This is a genomic window from Wolbachia endosymbiont (group A) of Machimus atricapillus (assembly GCF_964027095.1).
Taxonomy (GTDB): Bacteria; Pseudomonadota; Alphaproteobacteria; order Rickettsiales; family Anaplasmataceae; genus Wolbachia.
In genome coordinates this window covers 747,570-764,258 of sequence record NZ_OZ034727.1, presented here as the reverse complement: position 1 = coordinate 764,258, position 16,689 = coordinate 747,570, and the positions used below count along the sequence as shown (strand labels likewise).

At 35.9% G+C, this 16,689-nt stretch carries 14 protein-coding genes; 9 read left to right on the top strand and 5 right to left on the bottom strand.

What is annotated here, in order from left to right:
* Window positions 1–103 precede the first annotated feature (103 nt).
* The 3 genes from nusB to yidC are packed head-to-tail and all read right to left on the bottom strand — an operon-like array spanning window position 104 to window position 2,701.
* Window positions 104–586 (bottom strand): transcription antitermination factor NusB, encoded by a 483-nt coding sequence (gene nusB, locus AAGD68_RS03765; protein WP_341814125.1) that lies wholly within the window; start codon window positions 584–586, stop codon window positions 104–106.
* The gene (locus tag AAGD68_RS03760; protein ID WP_253309653.1) at window positions 586–1,014 is read right to left on the bottom strand and encodes a 6,7-dimethyl-8-ribityllumazine synthase; all 429 of its coding nucleotides are present in this window, start codon (window positions 1,012–1,014) and stop codon (window positions 586–588) included. Before AAGD68_RS03760 ends, nusB begins: the two co-directional genes overlap by 1 nt.
* On the bottom strand, window positions 992–2,701 hold the full coding sequence (gene yidC / locus AAGD68_RS03755) for a membrane protein insertase YidC (protein WP_264688255.1): 1,710 nt from the start codon (window positions 2,699–2,701) through the stop codon (window positions 992–994). The genes AAGD68_RS03760 and yidC overlap by 23 nt, the downstream gene beginning before the upstream one ends.
* A gap of 134 nt (window positions 2,702–2,835) precedes the next feature.
* Between yidC and AAGD68_RS03750 the strand changes: the two genes are divergently transcribed.
* Window positions 2,836–3,351 carry a TIGR02281 family clan AA aspartic protease gene (locus AAGD68_RS03750; protein ID WP_182182693.1) on the top strand — a complete coding sequence of 172 codons (516 nt, stop codon included), beginning with the start codon at window positions 2,836–2,838 and terminating at the stop codon, window positions 3,349–3,351.
* A gap of 6 nt (window positions 3,352–3,357) precedes the next feature.
* Here the strand turns inward: AAGD68_RS03750 and secF are convergent, their stop codons facing one another.
* Window positions 3,358–4,233 (bottom strand): protein translocase subunit SecF, encoded by an 876-nt coding sequence (secF, locus tag AAGD68_RS03745; protein WP_265044950.1) that lies wholly within the window; start codon window positions 4,231–4,233, stop codon window positions 3,358–3,360.
* Between the two features lie 1,191 nt (window positions 4,234–5,424).
* Window positions 5,425–7,245 (bottom strand): heme lyase CcmF/NrfE family subunit, encoded by a 1,821-nt coding sequence (locus AAGD68_RS03740; RefSeq protein ID WP_253309656.1) that lies wholly within the window; start codon window positions 7,243–7,245, stop codon window positions 5,425–5,427.
* A gap of 22 nt (window positions 7,246–7,267) precedes the next feature.
* On the opposite strand from AAGD68_RS03740, the gene AAGD68_RS03735 reads away from it, so the two are divergent.
* The 8 genes from AAGD68_RS03735 (at window position 7,268) to AAGD68_RS03700 (ending at window position 16,608) form a co-directional block, all read left to right on the top strand.
* The gene (locus AAGD68_RS03735; RefSeq protein WP_253302580.1) at window positions 7,268–7,447 is read left to right on the top strand and encodes a hypothetical protein; all 180 of its coding nucleotides are present in this window, start codon (window positions 7,268–7,270) and stop codon (window positions 7,445–7,447) included.
* A gap of 102 nt (window positions 7,448–7,549) precedes the next feature.
* Window positions 7,550–8,791, top strand: coding sequence for a hypothetical protein (locus tag AAGD68_RS03730; protein WP_265016776.1), 1,242 nt, complete (start codon window positions 7,550–7,552; stop codon window positions 8,789–8,791).
* 122 nt (window positions 8,792–8,913) lie between these two features.
* Window positions 8,914–10,239, top strand: a complete 1,326-nt coding sequence (locus AAGD68_RS03725; protein ID WP_264688260.1) for a dihydroorotase — start codon at window positions 8,914–8,916, stop codon at window positions 10,237–10,239.
* A gap of 1,007 nt (window positions 10,240–11,246) precedes the next feature.
* Window positions 11,247–12,431 (top strand): dicarboxylate/amino acid:cation symporter, encoded by a 1,185-nt coding sequence (locus AAGD68_RS03720; RefSeq protein WP_264732084.1) that lies wholly within the window; start codon window positions 11,247–11,249, stop codon window positions 12,429–12,431.
* Between the two features lie 3 nt (window positions 12,432–12,434).
* Window positions 12,435–13,031, top strand: coding sequence for an orotate phosphoribosyltransferase (pyrE, locus tag AAGD68_RS03715; RefSeq protein WP_253309661.1), 597 nt, complete (start codon window positions 12,435–12,437; stop codon window positions 13,029–13,031).
* Window positions 13,032–13,136: 105 nt separating this feature from the next.
* A complete protein-coding gene (gene typA / locus AAGD68_RS03710; RefSeq protein ID WP_265044945.1) occupies window positions 13,137–14,966 on the top strand; it encodes a translational GTPase TypA in 1,830 nt (609 codons plus the stop codon).
* 207 nt (window positions 14,967–15,173) lie between these two features.
* Window positions 15,174–15,347 carry a hypothetical protein gene (locus AAGD68_RS03705; protein ID WP_341814123.1) on the top strand — a complete coding sequence of 58 codons (174 nt, stop codon included), beginning with the start codon at window positions 15,174–15,176 and terminating at the stop codon, window positions 15,345–15,347.
* A 250-nt stretch (window positions 15,348–15,597) separates the two neighbouring features.
* A complete protein-coding gene (locus tag AAGD68_RS03700; protein WP_265044944.1) occupies window positions 15,598–16,608 on the top strand; it encodes an Mrp/NBP35 family ATP-binding protein in 1,011 nt (336 codons plus the stop codon).
* The last annotated feature ends 81 nt before the right edge of the window (window positions 16,609–16,689 follow it).

Sequence of the window (16,689 nt, the reverse complement as noted above, 5' to 3'; positions counted from 1 at the left end):
AGTATAAAAGAGGTAGATTAAGTCTGCCTCTTTATTTTTTAGTGTCAGTTACTTAAATTTATTATGGAAATTGCCTTAACTTTTATATAGTTGTGAGAAGCTGCTAAGGATTTTTATTTAATTTAACTGCATCTTTTGCCTTATCCAATAACCCATTAATAAAACCAATTTTGCTTGGTTTATCAAGTAAATCAGATGCAATGTTAGTATATTCATTAATGACAACTGGAACTGGCGTATCACAATTAGCTAACTCACATATTGCAACACGCAAGATAGATAAGCTTATAAGATTTAAACGTGAGAGGGACCAGCTTGGATGTAAATAAGACTCTATTATTTTATCATATTCTTCACTGCTTTTTATAACCTTATATAACAAGTTTTCTAAGAACTGATGTTCAAATTCTTCACATTCAAATATATCTTTCAACTTACTTATGTAGTTCTTAAGCTCACAATTTTCCAGTTTAAAAGTGCTTTTGTTGTAACCTACGAAAATATTTGAATAAGCAATTTGTACAGCAAGAAATCTTGCCGTACTTCTTTTTATGCGCCACTTTTTATCTACTGGTTTTTCCTCCATTATTTTAATTTATTGTGTAAATCTATCATATGCAAAACAGTTGAGGCTGCATGGCCACCAACGTTCTTTTTGTTTTTGTCAGCTCTAACTAGTGCTTTATCTTTGCTGTCAGCGGTAATTACGCCCATACCAAAGGGTATTGCATAATGCATAACAACCTCATTTAAACCTTCGATTACCCCTTTACAAACGTATTGATAATGATCAGTTTCACCGCGAATCACGCACCCAAGAGCTAAATAACCGTCATAATTAGCATTCTTGCTTTTTACTGCAAAGAGAATTGTAGCTGGTATCTCAAATGCACCAGGAACTTCAATTATGTCATAGCTTGCATGACTTTCTTTTAATCTATCGACTGCACCTTCAAGCAAAAGGTTTGCTATTTCAGCATAATAAATTGAATTAACTATTAGTATTTTCGACATTTACTACCACTTTTTTCGTTAAAAACAACTTTATTAATGATTGTTGAATTAAAGTTATAATATTACTAAATATCCAATATATTACCAGGCCGGCAGGAAAAGAAGAAAAAATAAAGACAGAAATGTAAGGTAAAAACTTCATAACATTTACTTGAATATCATCTTTATTGGTTTGATCTTTCTCACTTAGCTTCTGCTGAATTATCATGGTGGCACCGAAAATTATAGGTAAAATGCCTATAGAAATAGGAAAGTTATAATTAAACAACCCAAATAATGTAAAGATGTTCGTTGGGTCAGGAGCTGAAAGATCCTTAATCCATAAAAAAAAAGGAGCATGTCTCATCTCTATAGTAACAAATAATACTTTATATAGAGCAAAAAATACCGGTATTTGTATTAGCATGGGAAAAATGCTCGACATTGGGTTTACATTGTTTCTCTTGAACAACGCAATTGTCTCTTTGTGCTGCTTTAAGCTGTCATTTTTATACAACTCTTTTATACGAGTTAATTCAGGCTGCAGGCTTTTCACCTTGAACATCGAAATATATGATCTATTAGATAAGGGAAGCATCAAAAGTTTGATTACTAAAGTCAGCAATAATATTGCTAAGCCAAAATTTTTTAAAACGAAGTTAAAATATTCAAGCAGTAAAAACACTGGCTTGGTTATAAAATAAAGAACACCAAAATCTACAGCTTTATCAAACAAAGGTATATTGAGAGTATCCTTATAAGAATCCAGTAAATTCAACTTTTTTGCTCCAGCAAAAAAATAATTCACATTAGAAACACTTGCGCCAGGAAGTATGCTCTTATAAGGTTTGACAAAATCTACTTGAAATTTATCAATATCATTAGCGTTAGTATGCTTAATGCTTACATTTATTTTATCGGATTTCTCAGGTATGATGGCTGTAAGCCAGTATTTATCAGCAAAACCAAACCAATTTTTTTCACTCGTGCTTGCTTTTATTAAATGTTTTTTGGAAATATCCTTATATGTCCACTCCTCTAGTTTATTATCAAATGCACCCAGTACTCCTTCATGGGATATCCAATAAGATTCGTTGATATTGTCACGTTTACGGTTAATTCTACCATAAGGAACCAAAACTACATTATCTTTTGTATTGTTTTCAATAATTTGCTCAACTTTAAACATGTAGTTATCGTCAAGGCTAATTTTCATTCTAAATAAAATGCCATTTTCATTATCCCAAAATAAATTGACCTCTTTTTGATTGAGTTTATCTGCTTGCCAGACTGCCTTAGAATCTGGAACTTTAATCTTTTCATTCGGATCGAGCCACCCAAATTCTGCGAAATATACATCTTTTGATTCTGCAGGTGACAGTAACACCACTTGTGGAGAAGAAGAACTCGGTTCTAAGTGGTAGTTAGTTAAGATTAAGTCATCAAACCTTGCACCTTTCAAAGAAATTGATCCTTTAATCATGTTATTGGTTAAACTAACCCTCTGTTCTCGAGTGGAATTAATAATTTCAGAACGATTTTGGTGTATTATAGGAGCAAGGTCGTTAAAAGATTCGATATGTTCAATATTTTCAATCAATGGCTGGTTGTGGTTTGCACTAAAAAAATTATCATAAATAATGCGCCAAGATACCATGATCAACATGGAAAGGATAGCTGCTAAAATTAAACTTTTTGCTTCTGACATGAAATTAAATCAAACATATCTTCTTAAAGTGTATATTAAATATTGTACTAAAACAATGAAATTTACTTATTTTTAATAATAACTTTTAACGCTAATCTTTAAAATTTATTTTAATAGCTTCAAATTTTAACAATATGAACGCGGTGAAAAATCTAGTTATTTGGTTACTAATAATAGCTGCCACTTCAATGCTTATTGATTCACAAAGGGACAAACTAAGCGACAGATTTCTCAGTACTTTTTTACCATATAAAGGGAGAATTCAGAATAGTGGTCAGAATAGTGGAAGTATCGAATTTACGAAATCATACGATGGACACTTTTATATTCAGGCTCAGGTCAATGATCGCAATATAACGTTTTTGCTTGATACCGGAGCAACCGATATTGTTCTATCACAAAAAGACGCATTACATGTTGGTATTAACTTACAAAACGTTCAGGATTTTAAAATATATGAAACTGCTAAAGGTCAAATAAAAGCTGGTGTTGTTCACATCCCTCAGGTTAAAATAGGGAATTTTTTAGTTAATGATGTACAGGCGAGCGTTAACACTCATTCTATGTCTCATTCACTACTTGGAATGAGCTTTTTAAGGTATTTTCATTTCACTATAAGAGATAATAAGTTGATATTATACCGCGACTAAACACTTCTACAATCTACTTATCAAAGCTCTGTAGGTTAATATAGGAGCAGAAATAAATATTGCAGAACAAGTGCCAATCAAAATACCAAAAAAAATGATCAAGCTGAAGTCTCTCACTGCATCTGTGCAGATTAATGTCAAAGGAAGAGCAGCAAGAAGGGTTGTACCCGAGGTTAATATAGTGCGAAATAATGTAGCGTTGATACTTGCATCTACTATCTCACTCATCCGCCCACTTTTACCACTCTTGCAATACTCTCGAATCCGATCGTATATAATTACTGAGTTATTGATTGAATAACCAATAACAGTGAGGAGAGCTGCAACTGATGAAATATTAAACTCAATGCCAGTTAGGCTAATAAAACCAACAGTTAAAATCACGTCATGAATCAGTGCTGTTATTCCACTGAATCCACATTGCCAATTAAATCTAAACCAAACGTAAAAAAATATTCCAACAATTGCGATCAACATGGATAACATTCCTTCAAATATTTGTGTTGAGCTTATTTGTGGGCCAACATAGTCTATTTTACGATAGCTTATTGAGCTACCTAGCTTTTCTTCTAGTATGCTTTTTATCTTTTTGATTTTATCTTCATCTCCTTCATCTTTAAAACGCATGACTAAATTATCACCCGCTTTTGAACTCTGCACTGTAAAACCATTTTCTTTTAATGCATCGAGAATAGAGTGATTCTCATCTGAAGATTTTATCTCTATCAAAATTCCGCCTGCAAAGTCTATGCCTAAGTTCACTCCACGCAGCACAACAGTGAGCATTGAAAAGATGATAAAAATAATGCTAACGAGTGCAGTCAAATCCCTATATTTACTAAACTTGATATTGAGGTTATCTGGAATGAGTCTAAGTGCCATGCTATTTACTTAAAATAATCACTTGAATTTTATATACTTTTCAAAAAATTCACTAGTTTATTCTGTGATTGGACTTCTCTGTCATCCGAGTAGCTGACACTGATTCACTCTATAATGGTATCACAGCAGTCCTACGTCATACCGCTGCGGTATCTCTAGATCCCGCTAACAAGCAGCGGGATGACGGTTGTCAGGCTAGTACCCCTATGATGTCATCCCAGTGCTTGACACTGGGATCCAGAAGAAAGAATGGTGTCATGAAAGTAGCTGAGGTTTCCATCCAAAAGGGTGTCGTCCCAGTGCCCAGACTACTTGGATCCAGGAAACTTAACTCTACACTAAGTAAATGTACAATAAGAACTAGATTCCAGACTGGAATGACAGCGGTCCTACGTCATACCGCCGCGGATAGATCCCGCTAACAAGTAGCGGGATGACGAATTACTATACCGCCGCGAACCGTCATACCGCCACGAACCGTCATACCGCGATTCATTCGCGGTATCTCTTAGCCGCTAACAAGCAGCGGGATGACGAGATGCCACCGCGAACCGTCATACCGCCACGAACCGTCATACCGCGATTCATTCGCGGTATCTCTTAGCCGCTAACACGTAGCGGGATGACGAGATGCCACCGCGAACCGTCATACCGCCACGAACCGTCATACCGCCGCGGTATCTCTAGATCCCGCTAACAAGCAGCGGGATGACGGTTGTCGTTTAGCTATAAATATTAAGGAATTTACCAAACAAAAAAAAGGCAAAAGAAGCCCTAGTCATTGTCTATTTTCAGTATTTGGCGTTTTTTAAGTCTTAAACACTGCAATTTAGCTGCTTTTAAGTGCAACTAACTTAAGCTATAAATGTTTAAGAAATTCACTAAGCAGAAAAAAAGGCAAAAGAAACCCCGCGTTAGCTAGTTGTCACTCTCTAATCCTGCAAATTGGCGTACTATACTGTCTTAAACGACTTATAAGCGCGTTTCAGCTTGTGTAGGTAAAAACCTAGAAATATTGTGAAGACATAAGGTGCACATAGTGCAAAAAATTAAAAATAAGACGCCAACTACGTTGTTTTCTTGCTGTTTAATCTGCACAGATGAAGATAACTGAATACCTTCAATACCATGATAAGGGCGCTGGCGGAGTTTGTCAAGGAAGTTTTTTCGTTATAGTATAAAGGAGTCCTATTAAAATCTTCTCAATAAAGGAAAAGCAGCAAGGAGCGAACCAAAAGCGATGAGGAAGGATCCAAGCCAGATTATAGACATTCCAGGTTTATAGTGCACTTTAGCTGCGATTTTGCTCTTACTCTTATCAATCTCACCGATTACAACATAAATATCAGAAAGCAAATTGTGGTAGATACTGCTTTCAACATTTTTCTGACCTTCCACAAGGTAAAATCTATATTCAGGGGTTATCTCACCCAATATCTTATTATTCAGCAAATTCCTGATATCCATTGTACCTCTCACTGCATGGAAATTTTTTTCTTTTATTAGCTCAATATTTCGTAAAGTAACTTTAAATTTATTGACTGTTATGCTATCCCCTATTTTTAAGTAATTTTCTTTTTTCTCCTGCCAACCAACTGAATAAGCTATACCAAGCACTAAAATTGCCACTCCAGCATGAGCTGCCATCATTGCATAGTAGGATTTAGAAACTTTTCTTGCTAATAAAATTGATTCACCAAATGCTACCTTAAATAAACAAATTCTTTTACTATATGCTTCTAAAACAAAGATTAATAATGCTATGGAGATAGTAATTGATAGCACAATTATTAGCTCCATGTGAAAGATAAACGGCAAAATAGCTGCAGCACTACAGAATGAAAATCTGTATTCACGAAATATTGGCAATAGACTATTTCCCTGCCAACGGCAGTATTGCCCGATCATGGTGAGCACTAGAATAGCCAGTGCAATAGGATTAAATAAAGAATTGTAATATGGTGCTCCAACTGAAATTAATTCACCGGTTAAATACTCAAGCACTGTAGGGTATAAAGTGCCAACGAACACGATGAAAAAGGCAGTAATAAATAATAAATTGTTCATCAGCATCATCGTAAGGCGTGAAAAGAATCTTCTACCCTCTGTCACTTGAGTAGCAGATTTCTTTCTGGATTCCAATGTCGAGCACTGGAAAGATGTGCGATTTTTTCTCGTAAACACTACAAATATTACTAAGCTACTGACTGTAATTACACCAAGTAGAGCTAATATATACAGTCCATACCTTGAGTCATCTGCAAACGTGTGCACTGAGGTGAGTATTCCTGAGCGGACTAGAAATGTTCCAGTTACACTCAATATAAAAGTTGTAAGCGTAAGTAAAATAGCGAAATTCCTTAAAGTATTGAAATTTCGTACAACGAGCAACAAATGTGTCAGCGCCACTGCAATTAGCCACGGTATCAAAGAAACGTTTTCCACTGGATCCCAAAACCAAAATCCACCCCACCCAAGTTCGCGATATGCCCACCAGCTACCCAAGCTGATGCCCAAAGTGAGCAGCGACCAAGAAATAAGTACCCAAGGCCTGACAATTTTAGCCCAAACATTTCCTTCAGTATTTGCAATTAATCCAGCTATAGAGAGCGAAAAAGGAACGCTAAATCCAAGGTACCCCAAATATAATATCGGTGGATGAATAGCAAGGCCTATATCTTGCAATATCGGATTAAAACCCAATCCATCTTTTTCAACGCTTGGCATTTTAGTGAAGGGGCTGGATTCAAGTAAAGTGAACAGTAAAAAACAAAAGCAAATCAAGCCTTGGGTGATCAAGGATACTTTCTTCAATTTACTGTCGTTATCAGTAAAAATACCCATCAGAAATAGGTAAAAGGTAAGCACTAATGTCCAAAGCAACATAGACCCTTCTTTATTTCCCCAAACTCCACAAATCTTATAGATCAAAGGTTTTGTTGTGTGTGAGTGGTAATATACGTTTTCGAGTGAGAAATCATTTGTAATGTGGCAGTAGATCAAAATAGCCATTGATGTTGATACACAAAAAAATATGGCAGTGGTAATAAACCGACAAGAACTAAGCGGTAAAAACAAATATGTCAAAGACAATAAGCAGGCTATGAGTAGCAATATATTCCCAAGTTCAGGCATAAAAAATTATAGTTTTTATATAAACAATATTACTGATGACAAGTTAGAAGTTAAAGTGTTAATTGACGCTTGCTATTGATGCTAGCATAATGCCCCCGTAGTTAGCTGTGCTAGTATTAATTAAAAATTAAATATTAAATCTTTATACTTTTATAGATAGCGTTAATATTGAGGTAACATTGTGGGTACAACTAAGATTAGTAAATTTCCATTCAATATAAAAGGTAAAGTGGCAAAACAACATGCCGAACCAATAGTTGAAAAAAATCTCTATACTATTTTAGGATTCAAAAGTAGAGAAGATTTTGAAAATAAGACAAGTAAGCTTGTTAATAAAAAAGTTTGGCAATCATTTGTTGACTGCTTTGCAAAAGAAATAGATTATGCAGCAACTGAAAAAGTTGTAAAAAACATCGTTTGTAACATTGCAAAGAGTGATCAAGGTAATGCTTTTACCAAAACTGAACATCTGATATTAAATGAAAAGCAAGATAATAAAAAGAGAGAAAAAGCGATTAGAAAAACTGTTGGTATTTTGAGAAAAATCAATCCAGAAAAAGCCTTCAATGAACTTTCAGTAATAAAAAAACAAGCTGAAGATTTTTTACAAACCGATTTTTATAAAGCTCAGAGTAAACCACTTCAAGGATTTGCTCCATCTGGTGGACAGCTCTTTGCGGAAGTTCTGAAATATATAGAAACACTAGAAAAATTAGCTGAAGTTAAAAAGGAAGAGCTAGTTAAAGATTTCTTGTTAAATCATGTTAGTTCATTGAATAAAAAGTATCCTAAATCACAAGGCAAAAGGGAAGATGCTATAACAATACTATCAAGTAATGAGTTGAAGAATTTTTACAATAAAGGTGTAGAAGAAGGAATATTACAACCAATGGTATCTTACAAAGAATGCAGAAACCTGTATGACAAAATGAACCAAATGAAAAATGAATCCAAAAGTATAATTAAAAGAGAAGGACGGGAAGAAAATTTGAAGAAAATAGATAAGTCGATAGTCAGTGCAATTAATGACATAAAAAAACATAGAGAAGCAATCCTTAACTGTAAAGACTTTCAAAGTTCTTACATAAAAGAGAAAAAAGAACATCCATTTAGAGGCAACGCATGTCAAAAAATAATTGATATATATCAAGAGAGAATTGCTGGATATCAGGAGAAAATTCGTCAAAATTTAAACCAAATAAAAGCGATATTAAAAAGTGCGCCGCAAGAAATGGATGATGTGGAAGAATTAGAGGAAATAATCGATGGTATGCATGAAGCGAAGCAGTGTGATGAAAATTTTGACTCAGCTTTGATTTGTTTATCGAACATACAGAATGAGCTAGATATTCAACTGGAAAATCCTTCAACAGAGCTAAGAGTTTTTCATATTAACGTTAAAACTGAAGTAACTCGGTTATAAGAGCCAAATTTTTGGGACAATTTTAATTCAAGACAGCTCTCGCAACTTTAGTCTGCGTTTTTATTTGGTTGTATTTTGTTAAAAAAACTTTAGATTTATTTTATAATCGATACTCAAATATAATGACTCAAACTTGGAATTTGCTGCAAACAGGGCAAAAGGAAGGCTATAAAATTGCATATATTAATGCTCGTGTTATCGATCCCGAAACTAAGCTTGATATAAAAGGTTCATTATTGACTGAAGGGGATAAAATTGTTGACTTTGGTGAATCATTATTTTCAACAAGTGGGGTCGATGAAACAATAGACTGTAAAGGGCTTGTTCTAATGCCAGGCCTTATTGACATTCACGTACATTTTCGTGAACCAGGCCAAGAACATAAAGAAACTATATATACAGGCAGCAAATCTGCAGCTGCGGGAGGCGTTACAACTGTAGTTTGTCAGCCGAACACTGTTCCAGCAATTGATAGCGTTGTTTTGGCTAAATATTTGAAATATAGAGCACTTGAAACTTCACATGTAAACGTTGAATTTTACGCTAAAATTACCACTTCGGAAGAAAAGTTGACTGAAATGGCACTTTTAAAGGAAGCAGGTGCGGTTGGGTTCACTGATGATGGCATGCCAGTTATGAACCCAATGATTATGAGACAGGCGCTGCTTTATTCAAGTATGCTGGGTGTTCCTATTGCTCAACATGCAGAAGATTTAAATTTATCAGCAGGTGGTGCAATCAACGAAGGTAAAATTTCTGAAGAATTGGGAGTAAAGGGAATCTTGAGTGCGTCAGAATCGGTTATGGTAAATCGTGATATACTGCTCATGAAAGATATGGAAAATGTGCACTACCATATTCTACATGTCTCTTCAAAAGATTCACTTGATGCTATTAAACGTGCGAAAGATTTGGGATTAAATGTTACATGTGAAGTAACCCCTCATCACTTCACTTTGACTGAAAATATAGTAAAACAACATGGAGCAATTGCAAAAATGAACCCGCCGCTTCGCACTGAAGAAGATCGTTTAGCTATGGTTGAAGGTTTAAAGACAGGTGTGATTGATTGCATTGCAACCGATCACGCTCCGCATGATCGTAATTCTAAAGATCTTCCACTTGAAAATGCTGCATTTGGTATTGTTGGCCTTGAAACAATGCTGCCCCTTTCACTTGAACTTTACCACAGTGGGCAAATGGGTCTACTTGATGTGCTTGCAAAATTGACATATAAGCCTGCAGATATAATACACGTATCACGTGGTCGTATACAAAAAAACCTTGCTGCAGACTTAATTTTAGTTGACCTCAATCATGAATGGGAAATTAAAACTGACAACTTTGCTAGTAAATCAAAGAATTCCCCTTTCGATGGGCGCAAAGTAAAAGGGCACGTGGTACGTACTGTTGTGTCTGGCAAAACTATATACTCACAGAAAAGTTAGTTATCATACCTTATCTGTTCCAATTTGTTATCACCAGAATGGGCTAAGTGCACCTGAATTTAAATTAAGAAATATTAGCCAATTCCACTAGACTTCTTGCATAACCATATAATAAACTTTTATTGGGAATAGAAACGAAAAACTTCCTTGACAAACTCCGCCAGCTCCCTTATCATGAAACTGAAGCTAATTATTTACCTTCGCAATCTCTGCAGTGGATTAATAACAAAAAAACTTAATGTATTTGGCGTAAGTCATGCTTAATTTTTTGCACTATGTGCACCTCATGTTTTTATAAAACTTTTAGGTTTCTACCTATACAAGCCGAAACGCGCTTATAAAGCGTTTAAGACAGCAAAAGACGTCAAATAGACAAGGGAGAATTTGAATACTAGCTACCTTAGGGTTTCTTTGCCTTTTTTTCCACTTAGTAAATTTCTTAATGTTTGTAATTTAGGTTAGTCGCATTTAAAAGCGGCTGAATCGCGGTTATTAAGCGTTTAGAAAAAAAACGCCAATATTTTGAAGTACATATAAATAACTAGTTAACCATGGGGCCTCTTTTGCCTTTTTTTTTATTCGGTAAATTTCTTAATATTTATGGCTAAACGACAATCGTCATCCCGCTGCTTGTTAGCGGGATCTATGTTAAGAGATACCGCGAATGAATCGCGGTATGACGGTTAAGTAGGGTGTCATCCCAGTGCCCAGACATTGGGATCCAGGAAAGTTTGCTTGCTCACAAGCAAACTAGCATAGAAAAACGTTTTCGATGAGATTGCAGAAAGGCTGGATTCCAGTATCTGGGCACTGCCGTCATAAAGGAACCAGTGTCAACTACTCGGATGATACCTTTTTCTACTTAGTTTGGGTTATGCAAGAAGTCTACTGTCTCCGAATAAACGCATCCTCTTATCTTTTCCTAATTTGTAAAGTTATTTTGTCTATCAATCTGATTCCAAAACAGCAAAATTGTTGTATAATGTTACTTTGAAGTTTTATTTTCAATGCACAAGTTTGCAATACTCTTTTCTATACTGTTTGCAATAGTTGCTTACTATTTAAACAGTGAGATTATATTTGAAATAGCAAAGCTGTTTAGTGACATATTTGTTAGTTTGTTGAAATTAATAAGTTTACCTTTAGTTTTTCTATCAATAGTTTCCACAATTTCAGGACTTAAAGACTCAATCGAAATTAAAACCTTAGTTAAGAAAACACTATTTTATACGCTGCTTACAACTATTATAGCTGCGTTTGTTGCATTATTGTTTTACCTGCTAATAGACCCAGTGAAAAAAAATTTCATATGTAACACGATAGGAAGTTTGGATAATAACAATTACAGTTACTTTTCATACTTAAAATCACTCATTCCTTCGAATTTTGTGCAAGTTTTTCTTGAAAATAACGTTATTGGTAGCATATTGATCGCTTTTTTGATGGGTGGAGCTATTGTTTCACTTTCAAAAGAAAAGCAGGACATATTACATCAAATATTCTCTGCACTTTTCGATACGTTACTTAAAATTGCTCAGGGGTTACTAAAGCTTGTTCCACTTGCTGTGTGGTCTTTTATTACATGTTTTTTGCACGAATTAAAAGGTGGTAGCGAGTTCTACAGTCTTTTATGGTATTTTGTTTGCATAATGTCTGCAAATTTTGTGCAGGCATTTCTGATTTTACCGCTACTTATGTGGTATAAAGGCATATCACCAATTCAAACGCTGAAAGGGGTTATGCCGGCACTCACACTTGCGTTTTTTTCTAAATCATCCAGTGCAACATTGCCAACAACTATAGACTGTGTGCAAAATAAGCTAAAGGTGCCAAAGAAATTGTCGTCCTTTATTTTACCAATATGCACAACAATTAATATGAATGCATGTGCTGCATTTATACTAATCACTGTAATGTTTGTTGCAGAGATGAATGGATGCGCATTTTCCTTAAGCGAAATGTTTATATGGATTTTTTTAGCAACTAGTGCAGCAATTGGTAACGCTGGAGTGCCGATGGGGTGCTATTTTATGGCAACCAGTTATCTCATGTCGATGAATGTTCCTCTGCATATTATGGGACTGATTTTGCCTATTTATACAATCATCGATATGTTTGAAACTGCAATAAACGTGTGGTCTGATATTTGTATCACTCAGATAATTAATAAAGAATGTAATAGTGAAACTTAAAAAATGATATTAGACGAAAACAACCTAATAATAAAAGAATTTAAAGAAGCAGAAGCAATTTTGCATGGGCATTTTGTTTTATCTTCTGGATTGCATAGCAATACATATATACAATGCGCTAAAATTTTTGAAAATCCAAGCAGAGCCATGAAAGTTTGCGCATTACTGGCAGATAAAATAAAAAAAGAATTAAATAGCTCCATAGATTTAATATTATCTCCTGCAATTGGCGGAATAGTTGTAGGTTATGAGATTGGCAGGCAGCTTGGAATAAAGACAATGTTTTGCGAGCGCGTTAATGGCAAGTTTGAATTACGCCGTGGATTTAAGATCAAAAAGGGTGAGAAAATATTACTTATCGAGGATGTGATAACCACAGGCAAATCTTCACTTGAAGCAGTGAAATGTGCAGAAGGGGAGGGAGGTAAAGTCATTGCTGAAGCTTCTCTAATAAAGAGGAATAGTGAAACGAAACTGCCTTTTCCTGTCATATCTTTGATTGAACTGAACATCCAAAACTACAGCGAGGAAGAACTTCCAAGTGAATTAAAACAACTACCCATAACAAAACCTGGGAGTAGAGAATATTTAACAAAGTAATCCTATAATATCTTGGAAACACAGCACTTATACACAGCTTTAGTTATTTACTCCAAGTGTATTTTATGTATACTTATTACTAAATTAATTTTGAAATGATAGAAAATGAACGAATTTAAATCGATCCGTAATATAGCAATAATCGCACACGTTGACCACGGTAAAACTACTTTGCTTGATAACATGTTAAAACAAAGTGGCACGTTCCGTGAGAATCAAGAAGTTCAAGAGCGAGTTATGGATAGTGGCGACCAAGAACGTGAGCGCAGAATTACAATACTTGCAAAATGCACATCAATAATGTGGGGTGATGAAAAAATCAATATTATTGATACGCCAGGGCACGCAGACTTTGGTGGAGAAGTAGAAAGGGTATTGTGCATGGCAGATGGTGTGTTGCTGCTGGTTGACGCTGCGGAAGGTCCCATGCCACAAACTAAATTTGTGTTGTCAAAAGCACTAAAAGCAAATTTGAAGCCAATTGTGATAATCAATAAGGTCGACCGACCAGACAGCAGAATTGATGAAGTATTAAATGAAATATATGAGTTATTTTTTAACCTTGATGCAACCAACGAGCAGCTAGATTTTCCAGTGTTGTATGCTTCAGGTAGAAATGGTTGGTGTGCTAAGGAGCTTTCTGATGAAAGAAAAGATTTAAGCCCATTATTTTCAACGGTTATAGATTATATAAAACCTTCTGTTTATGATCAAAATGCCCCTTTTGCTATGTTGGTCACTCTACTTGAGTCTGATAAGTTTCTTGGCAGAATATTGACAGGAAAGGTTTATCAGGGCGTTGCAAAAGTCAATTCAGATCTTAAGGTACTTGATCTGGACGGTAAAGTAATTGAACGAGGGAGATTAACTAAGTTGCTCTCATTTTCTGGCTTGAAACGTATTCCAGTAGAACAAGCTGTGGCGGGAGACATAATTGCAATTGCAGGACTTGAGAAAGCTTCAATTTCTGACACTATAGCAGTACCAGAGGTTACAACTGCAGTAAGCTCAACTCCAGTTGATCCGCCGACGATGGCGATTACTCTGAGTGTTAATGATTCACCTTTTGCCGGACAAGAGGGAACAAAGCTTACCTCAACCGTTATAAAGGATCGTTTATATGCAGAAGCAGAAACAAATGTTGCAATTACCGTAACTTTGGCATCAAGTGGTGAAGCGTTTGAAGTAGGTGGACGTGGTGAGCTACAGCTTGGAGTGTTAATTGAAAATATGAGGAGAGAAGGTTTTGAGCTTTCAGTATCACGCCCTCGCGTGCTATTTAAGGAAGAAGATGGCAAAAAACTTGAACCTATAGAGGAAGTAGTAATTGATGTAGATGATGAATATAGTGGAATCATCATGGAAAAACTCAGCTTCCGAAAAGGTGAAGTGACTGACATGAGACCTTCTGGTAATGGTAGGACAAGATTAACGTTTTTAGTGCCATCAAGAGGATTAATTGGTTATCAAGGAGAGTTTTTAACTGATTCTCGGGGCACAGGCATAATTAACCGTTTATTTCATAGTTATGCTCCACATAAAGGTCCAATTTCTGGAAGGCGCAATGGAGTTTTAATTTCTACAGATAAGGGTGAGGCTGTGGCGTATGCAATTTTCAATTTGCAAGACAGGGGAATTATGTTTATCAAGCCACAGGATAAGGTATATTGTGGCATGATTGTCGGCCAGCATAGCCGTGACAATGATTTGGAGATAAACGTGCTAAAAGGTAAGCAATTAACAAACGTAAGAGCTTCAGGTAGTGATGAAGCCATAAAACTCACTCCTCCAAAGATAATGACACTGGAGGATATGATAGCGTATATAGATGATGATGAATTGGTGGAAGTAACTCCAAAATCTATACGTTTACGCAAGAAATTCCTTGATCCAAATGAACGTAAGCGTGCAGGAAGGGCAAAGAATAAGGAGTAGAGGTTTCTTTTTGCAGGTAATTTTCGTAGCAGCGTACTATCTCGCTTGTCAAGCGTTTAAAACATAAAAAACGCCAATATTTTAAAGCGGATAATAACCACGGGGCTTCTTTTGCCTTTTTTTTATTTGGTAAATTTCTTAATGTTTGTAGCTAAAGTAACTTAGGTTCACCGACAACCGTCATCCCACTACGTGTTAGCGGGATCTATGTTAAGAGATACCGCGAATGAATCGCGGTATGACGGTTCGTGGCGGTATATTCGTTCGTCATCCCGCTACTTGTTAGCGGGATCTATGTTAAGAGATACCGCGAATGAATCGCGGTATGACGTGGGACTGCTGTCATTCCAGTGCTCCTTTTTTTGTCATCCCAGTGCGTGACACTGGGATCTAGAAAAAAAGAACCAGTGTCAGCTACTTTCATGACATCATCATAAAGTAAACCAGTGTCAAGCTACTTGGATGACAGGAGAAGGGGCTACTTGGATGACAAGAAAGAGGCTACTTTCATGATACTGTCATAAAGTGAACCAGTACTTGGCTTGTGTTCTAGGCAAAACCTGCTATAACATTTAACATACTGTTTCCGAAACAAATGTTCCGCACTGGGATCTGCTATGTAAGAGGTCTAATGATCAACGAAGAAATTGTAAGAGAGAACTTAAAAAAAGTCATAGAGCAAAAAAGCGGTAAAGATGTGATCGCTCTTGGCATAATATCCTCAATCATTATTAAAGGCGGGGACATTGGTTTTGCGCTTGAAGTTGCCGGTAACACGCAAGCAAACGAAGAATTAAGAAGAAATTGTGAGCAAGCTGTTAAAGCTATACCGGGGGTGACAAAAGTGATCGTGGTTGCTACTTGTCAAAAACAAACTGGGCAACAAAAAGCTAAATTACATATCGAAGGAGTGAAAAATATAATCGTTGTGGCCTCTGGTAAAGGCGGTGTGGGCAAGTCCACAGTTGCGCTAAATCTTGCTCTCTCATTAGCAAAGTTGAAACATAAAGTTGCGCTGGTTGATGCAGATATATATGGTCCTTCAATTCCTAAAATGCTTAGCACTGAAAAATTAAAGCCAGAAATACAGGGTGGAAAAGCAATACCTATAGAAAGGTATGGACTGCATACTATTTCAATCGGCTATTTTGTTGACAAGGATCGTGCAGCAATATGGCGCGGACCTATGATCACAAAAGCACTTTATAATCTGCTCATGGGAACAAAGTGGTCCGATATAGAGTATTTGATAGTTGATACACCACCTGGAACTGGCGATGTGCATTTAAGTCTTATGGAAAATTTTAACTTAACCGGGGCGATAATAGTTTCAACTCCACAGGAGCTCTCTTTAATCGATGCTCGCAAAATTTATGATATGCTTAAAAAGCTCAGTATACCGATTATTGGCATTGTGGAAAATATGAGTTATTTCATTCAAAATGACTCAGAAATATACATATTTGGAAAAGACGGCGCAAAAAGAATATCTGAGGAGCTGGGCATCAAACTATTAGGCAGGATTCCTCTGGATCCACAAATATGTCATGCTTCTGATTGTGGAAATCCTTTAATGCTAAGTGAAGATTTGGCAGAGATTTATGAAGACATTGCTAAAGATGTTATAGCTAAAGTGGATTAGGTTTACCTATAATTTGAAAAACCGTCATTCCGCTACTAGTTAGCGGAATTTATACCGCGAATGAATCCACAACTGTACGAA

What these genes read in the sequence shown, in the direction of transcription:
- nusB (WP_341814125.1), bottom strand. Translation starts at nt 586, where the DNA reads ATGGAGGAAAAACCAGTAGATAAAAAGTGGCGCATAAAAAGAAGTACG.
- AAGD68_RS03760 (WP_253309653.1), bottom strand. Translation starts at nt 1,014, where the DNA reads ATGTCGAAAATACTAATAGTTAATTCAATTTATTATGCTGAAATAGCA.
- yidC (WP_264688255.1), bottom strand. Translation starts at nt 2,701, where the DNA reads ATGTCAGAAGCAAAAAGTTTAATTTTAGCAGCTATCCTTTCCATGTTG.
- AAGD68_RS03750 (WP_182182693.1), top strand. Translation starts at nt 2,836, where the DNA reads ATGAACGCGGTGAAAAATCTAGTTATTTGGTTACTAATAATAGCTGCC.
- secF (WP_265044950.1), bottom strand. Translation starts at nt 4,233, where the DNA reads ATGGCACTTAGACTCATTCCAGATAACCTCAATATCAAGTTTAGTAAA.
- AAGD68_RS03740 (WP_253309656.1), bottom strand. Translation starts at nt 7,245, where the DNA reads ATGGCTATTTTGATCTACTGCCACATTACAAATGATTTCTCACTCGAA.
- AAGD68_RS03735 (WP_253302580.1), top strand. Translation starts at nt 7,268, where the DNA reads ATGGCAGTGGTAATAAACCGACAAGAACTAAGCGGTAAAAACAAATAT.
- AAGD68_RS03725 (WP_264688260.1), top strand. Translation starts at nt 8,914, where the DNA reads ATGACTCAAACTTGGAATTTGCTGCAAACAGGGCAAAAGGAAGGCTAT.
- AAGD68_RS03720 (WP_264732084.1), top strand. Translation starts at nt 11,247, where the DNA reads ATGCACAAGTTTGCAATACTCTTTTCTATACTGTTTGCAATAGTTGCT.
- pyrE (WP_253309661.1), top strand. Translation starts at nt 12,435, where the DNA reads ATGATATTAGACGAAAACAACCTAATAATAAAAGAATTTAAAGAAGCA.
- typA (WP_265044945.1), top strand. Translation starts at nt 13,137, where the DNA reads ATGAACGAATTTAAATCGATCCGTAATATAGCAATAATCGCACACGTT.
- AAGD68_RS03705 (WP_341814123.1), top strand. Translation starts at nt 15,174, where the DNA reads ATGTTAAGAGATACCGCGAATGAATCGCGGTATGACGGTTCGTGGCGG.
- AAGD68_RS03700 (WP_265044944.1), top strand. Translation starts at nt 15,598, where the DNA reads ATGATCAACGAAGAAATTGTAAGAGAGAACTTAAAAAAAGTCATAGAG.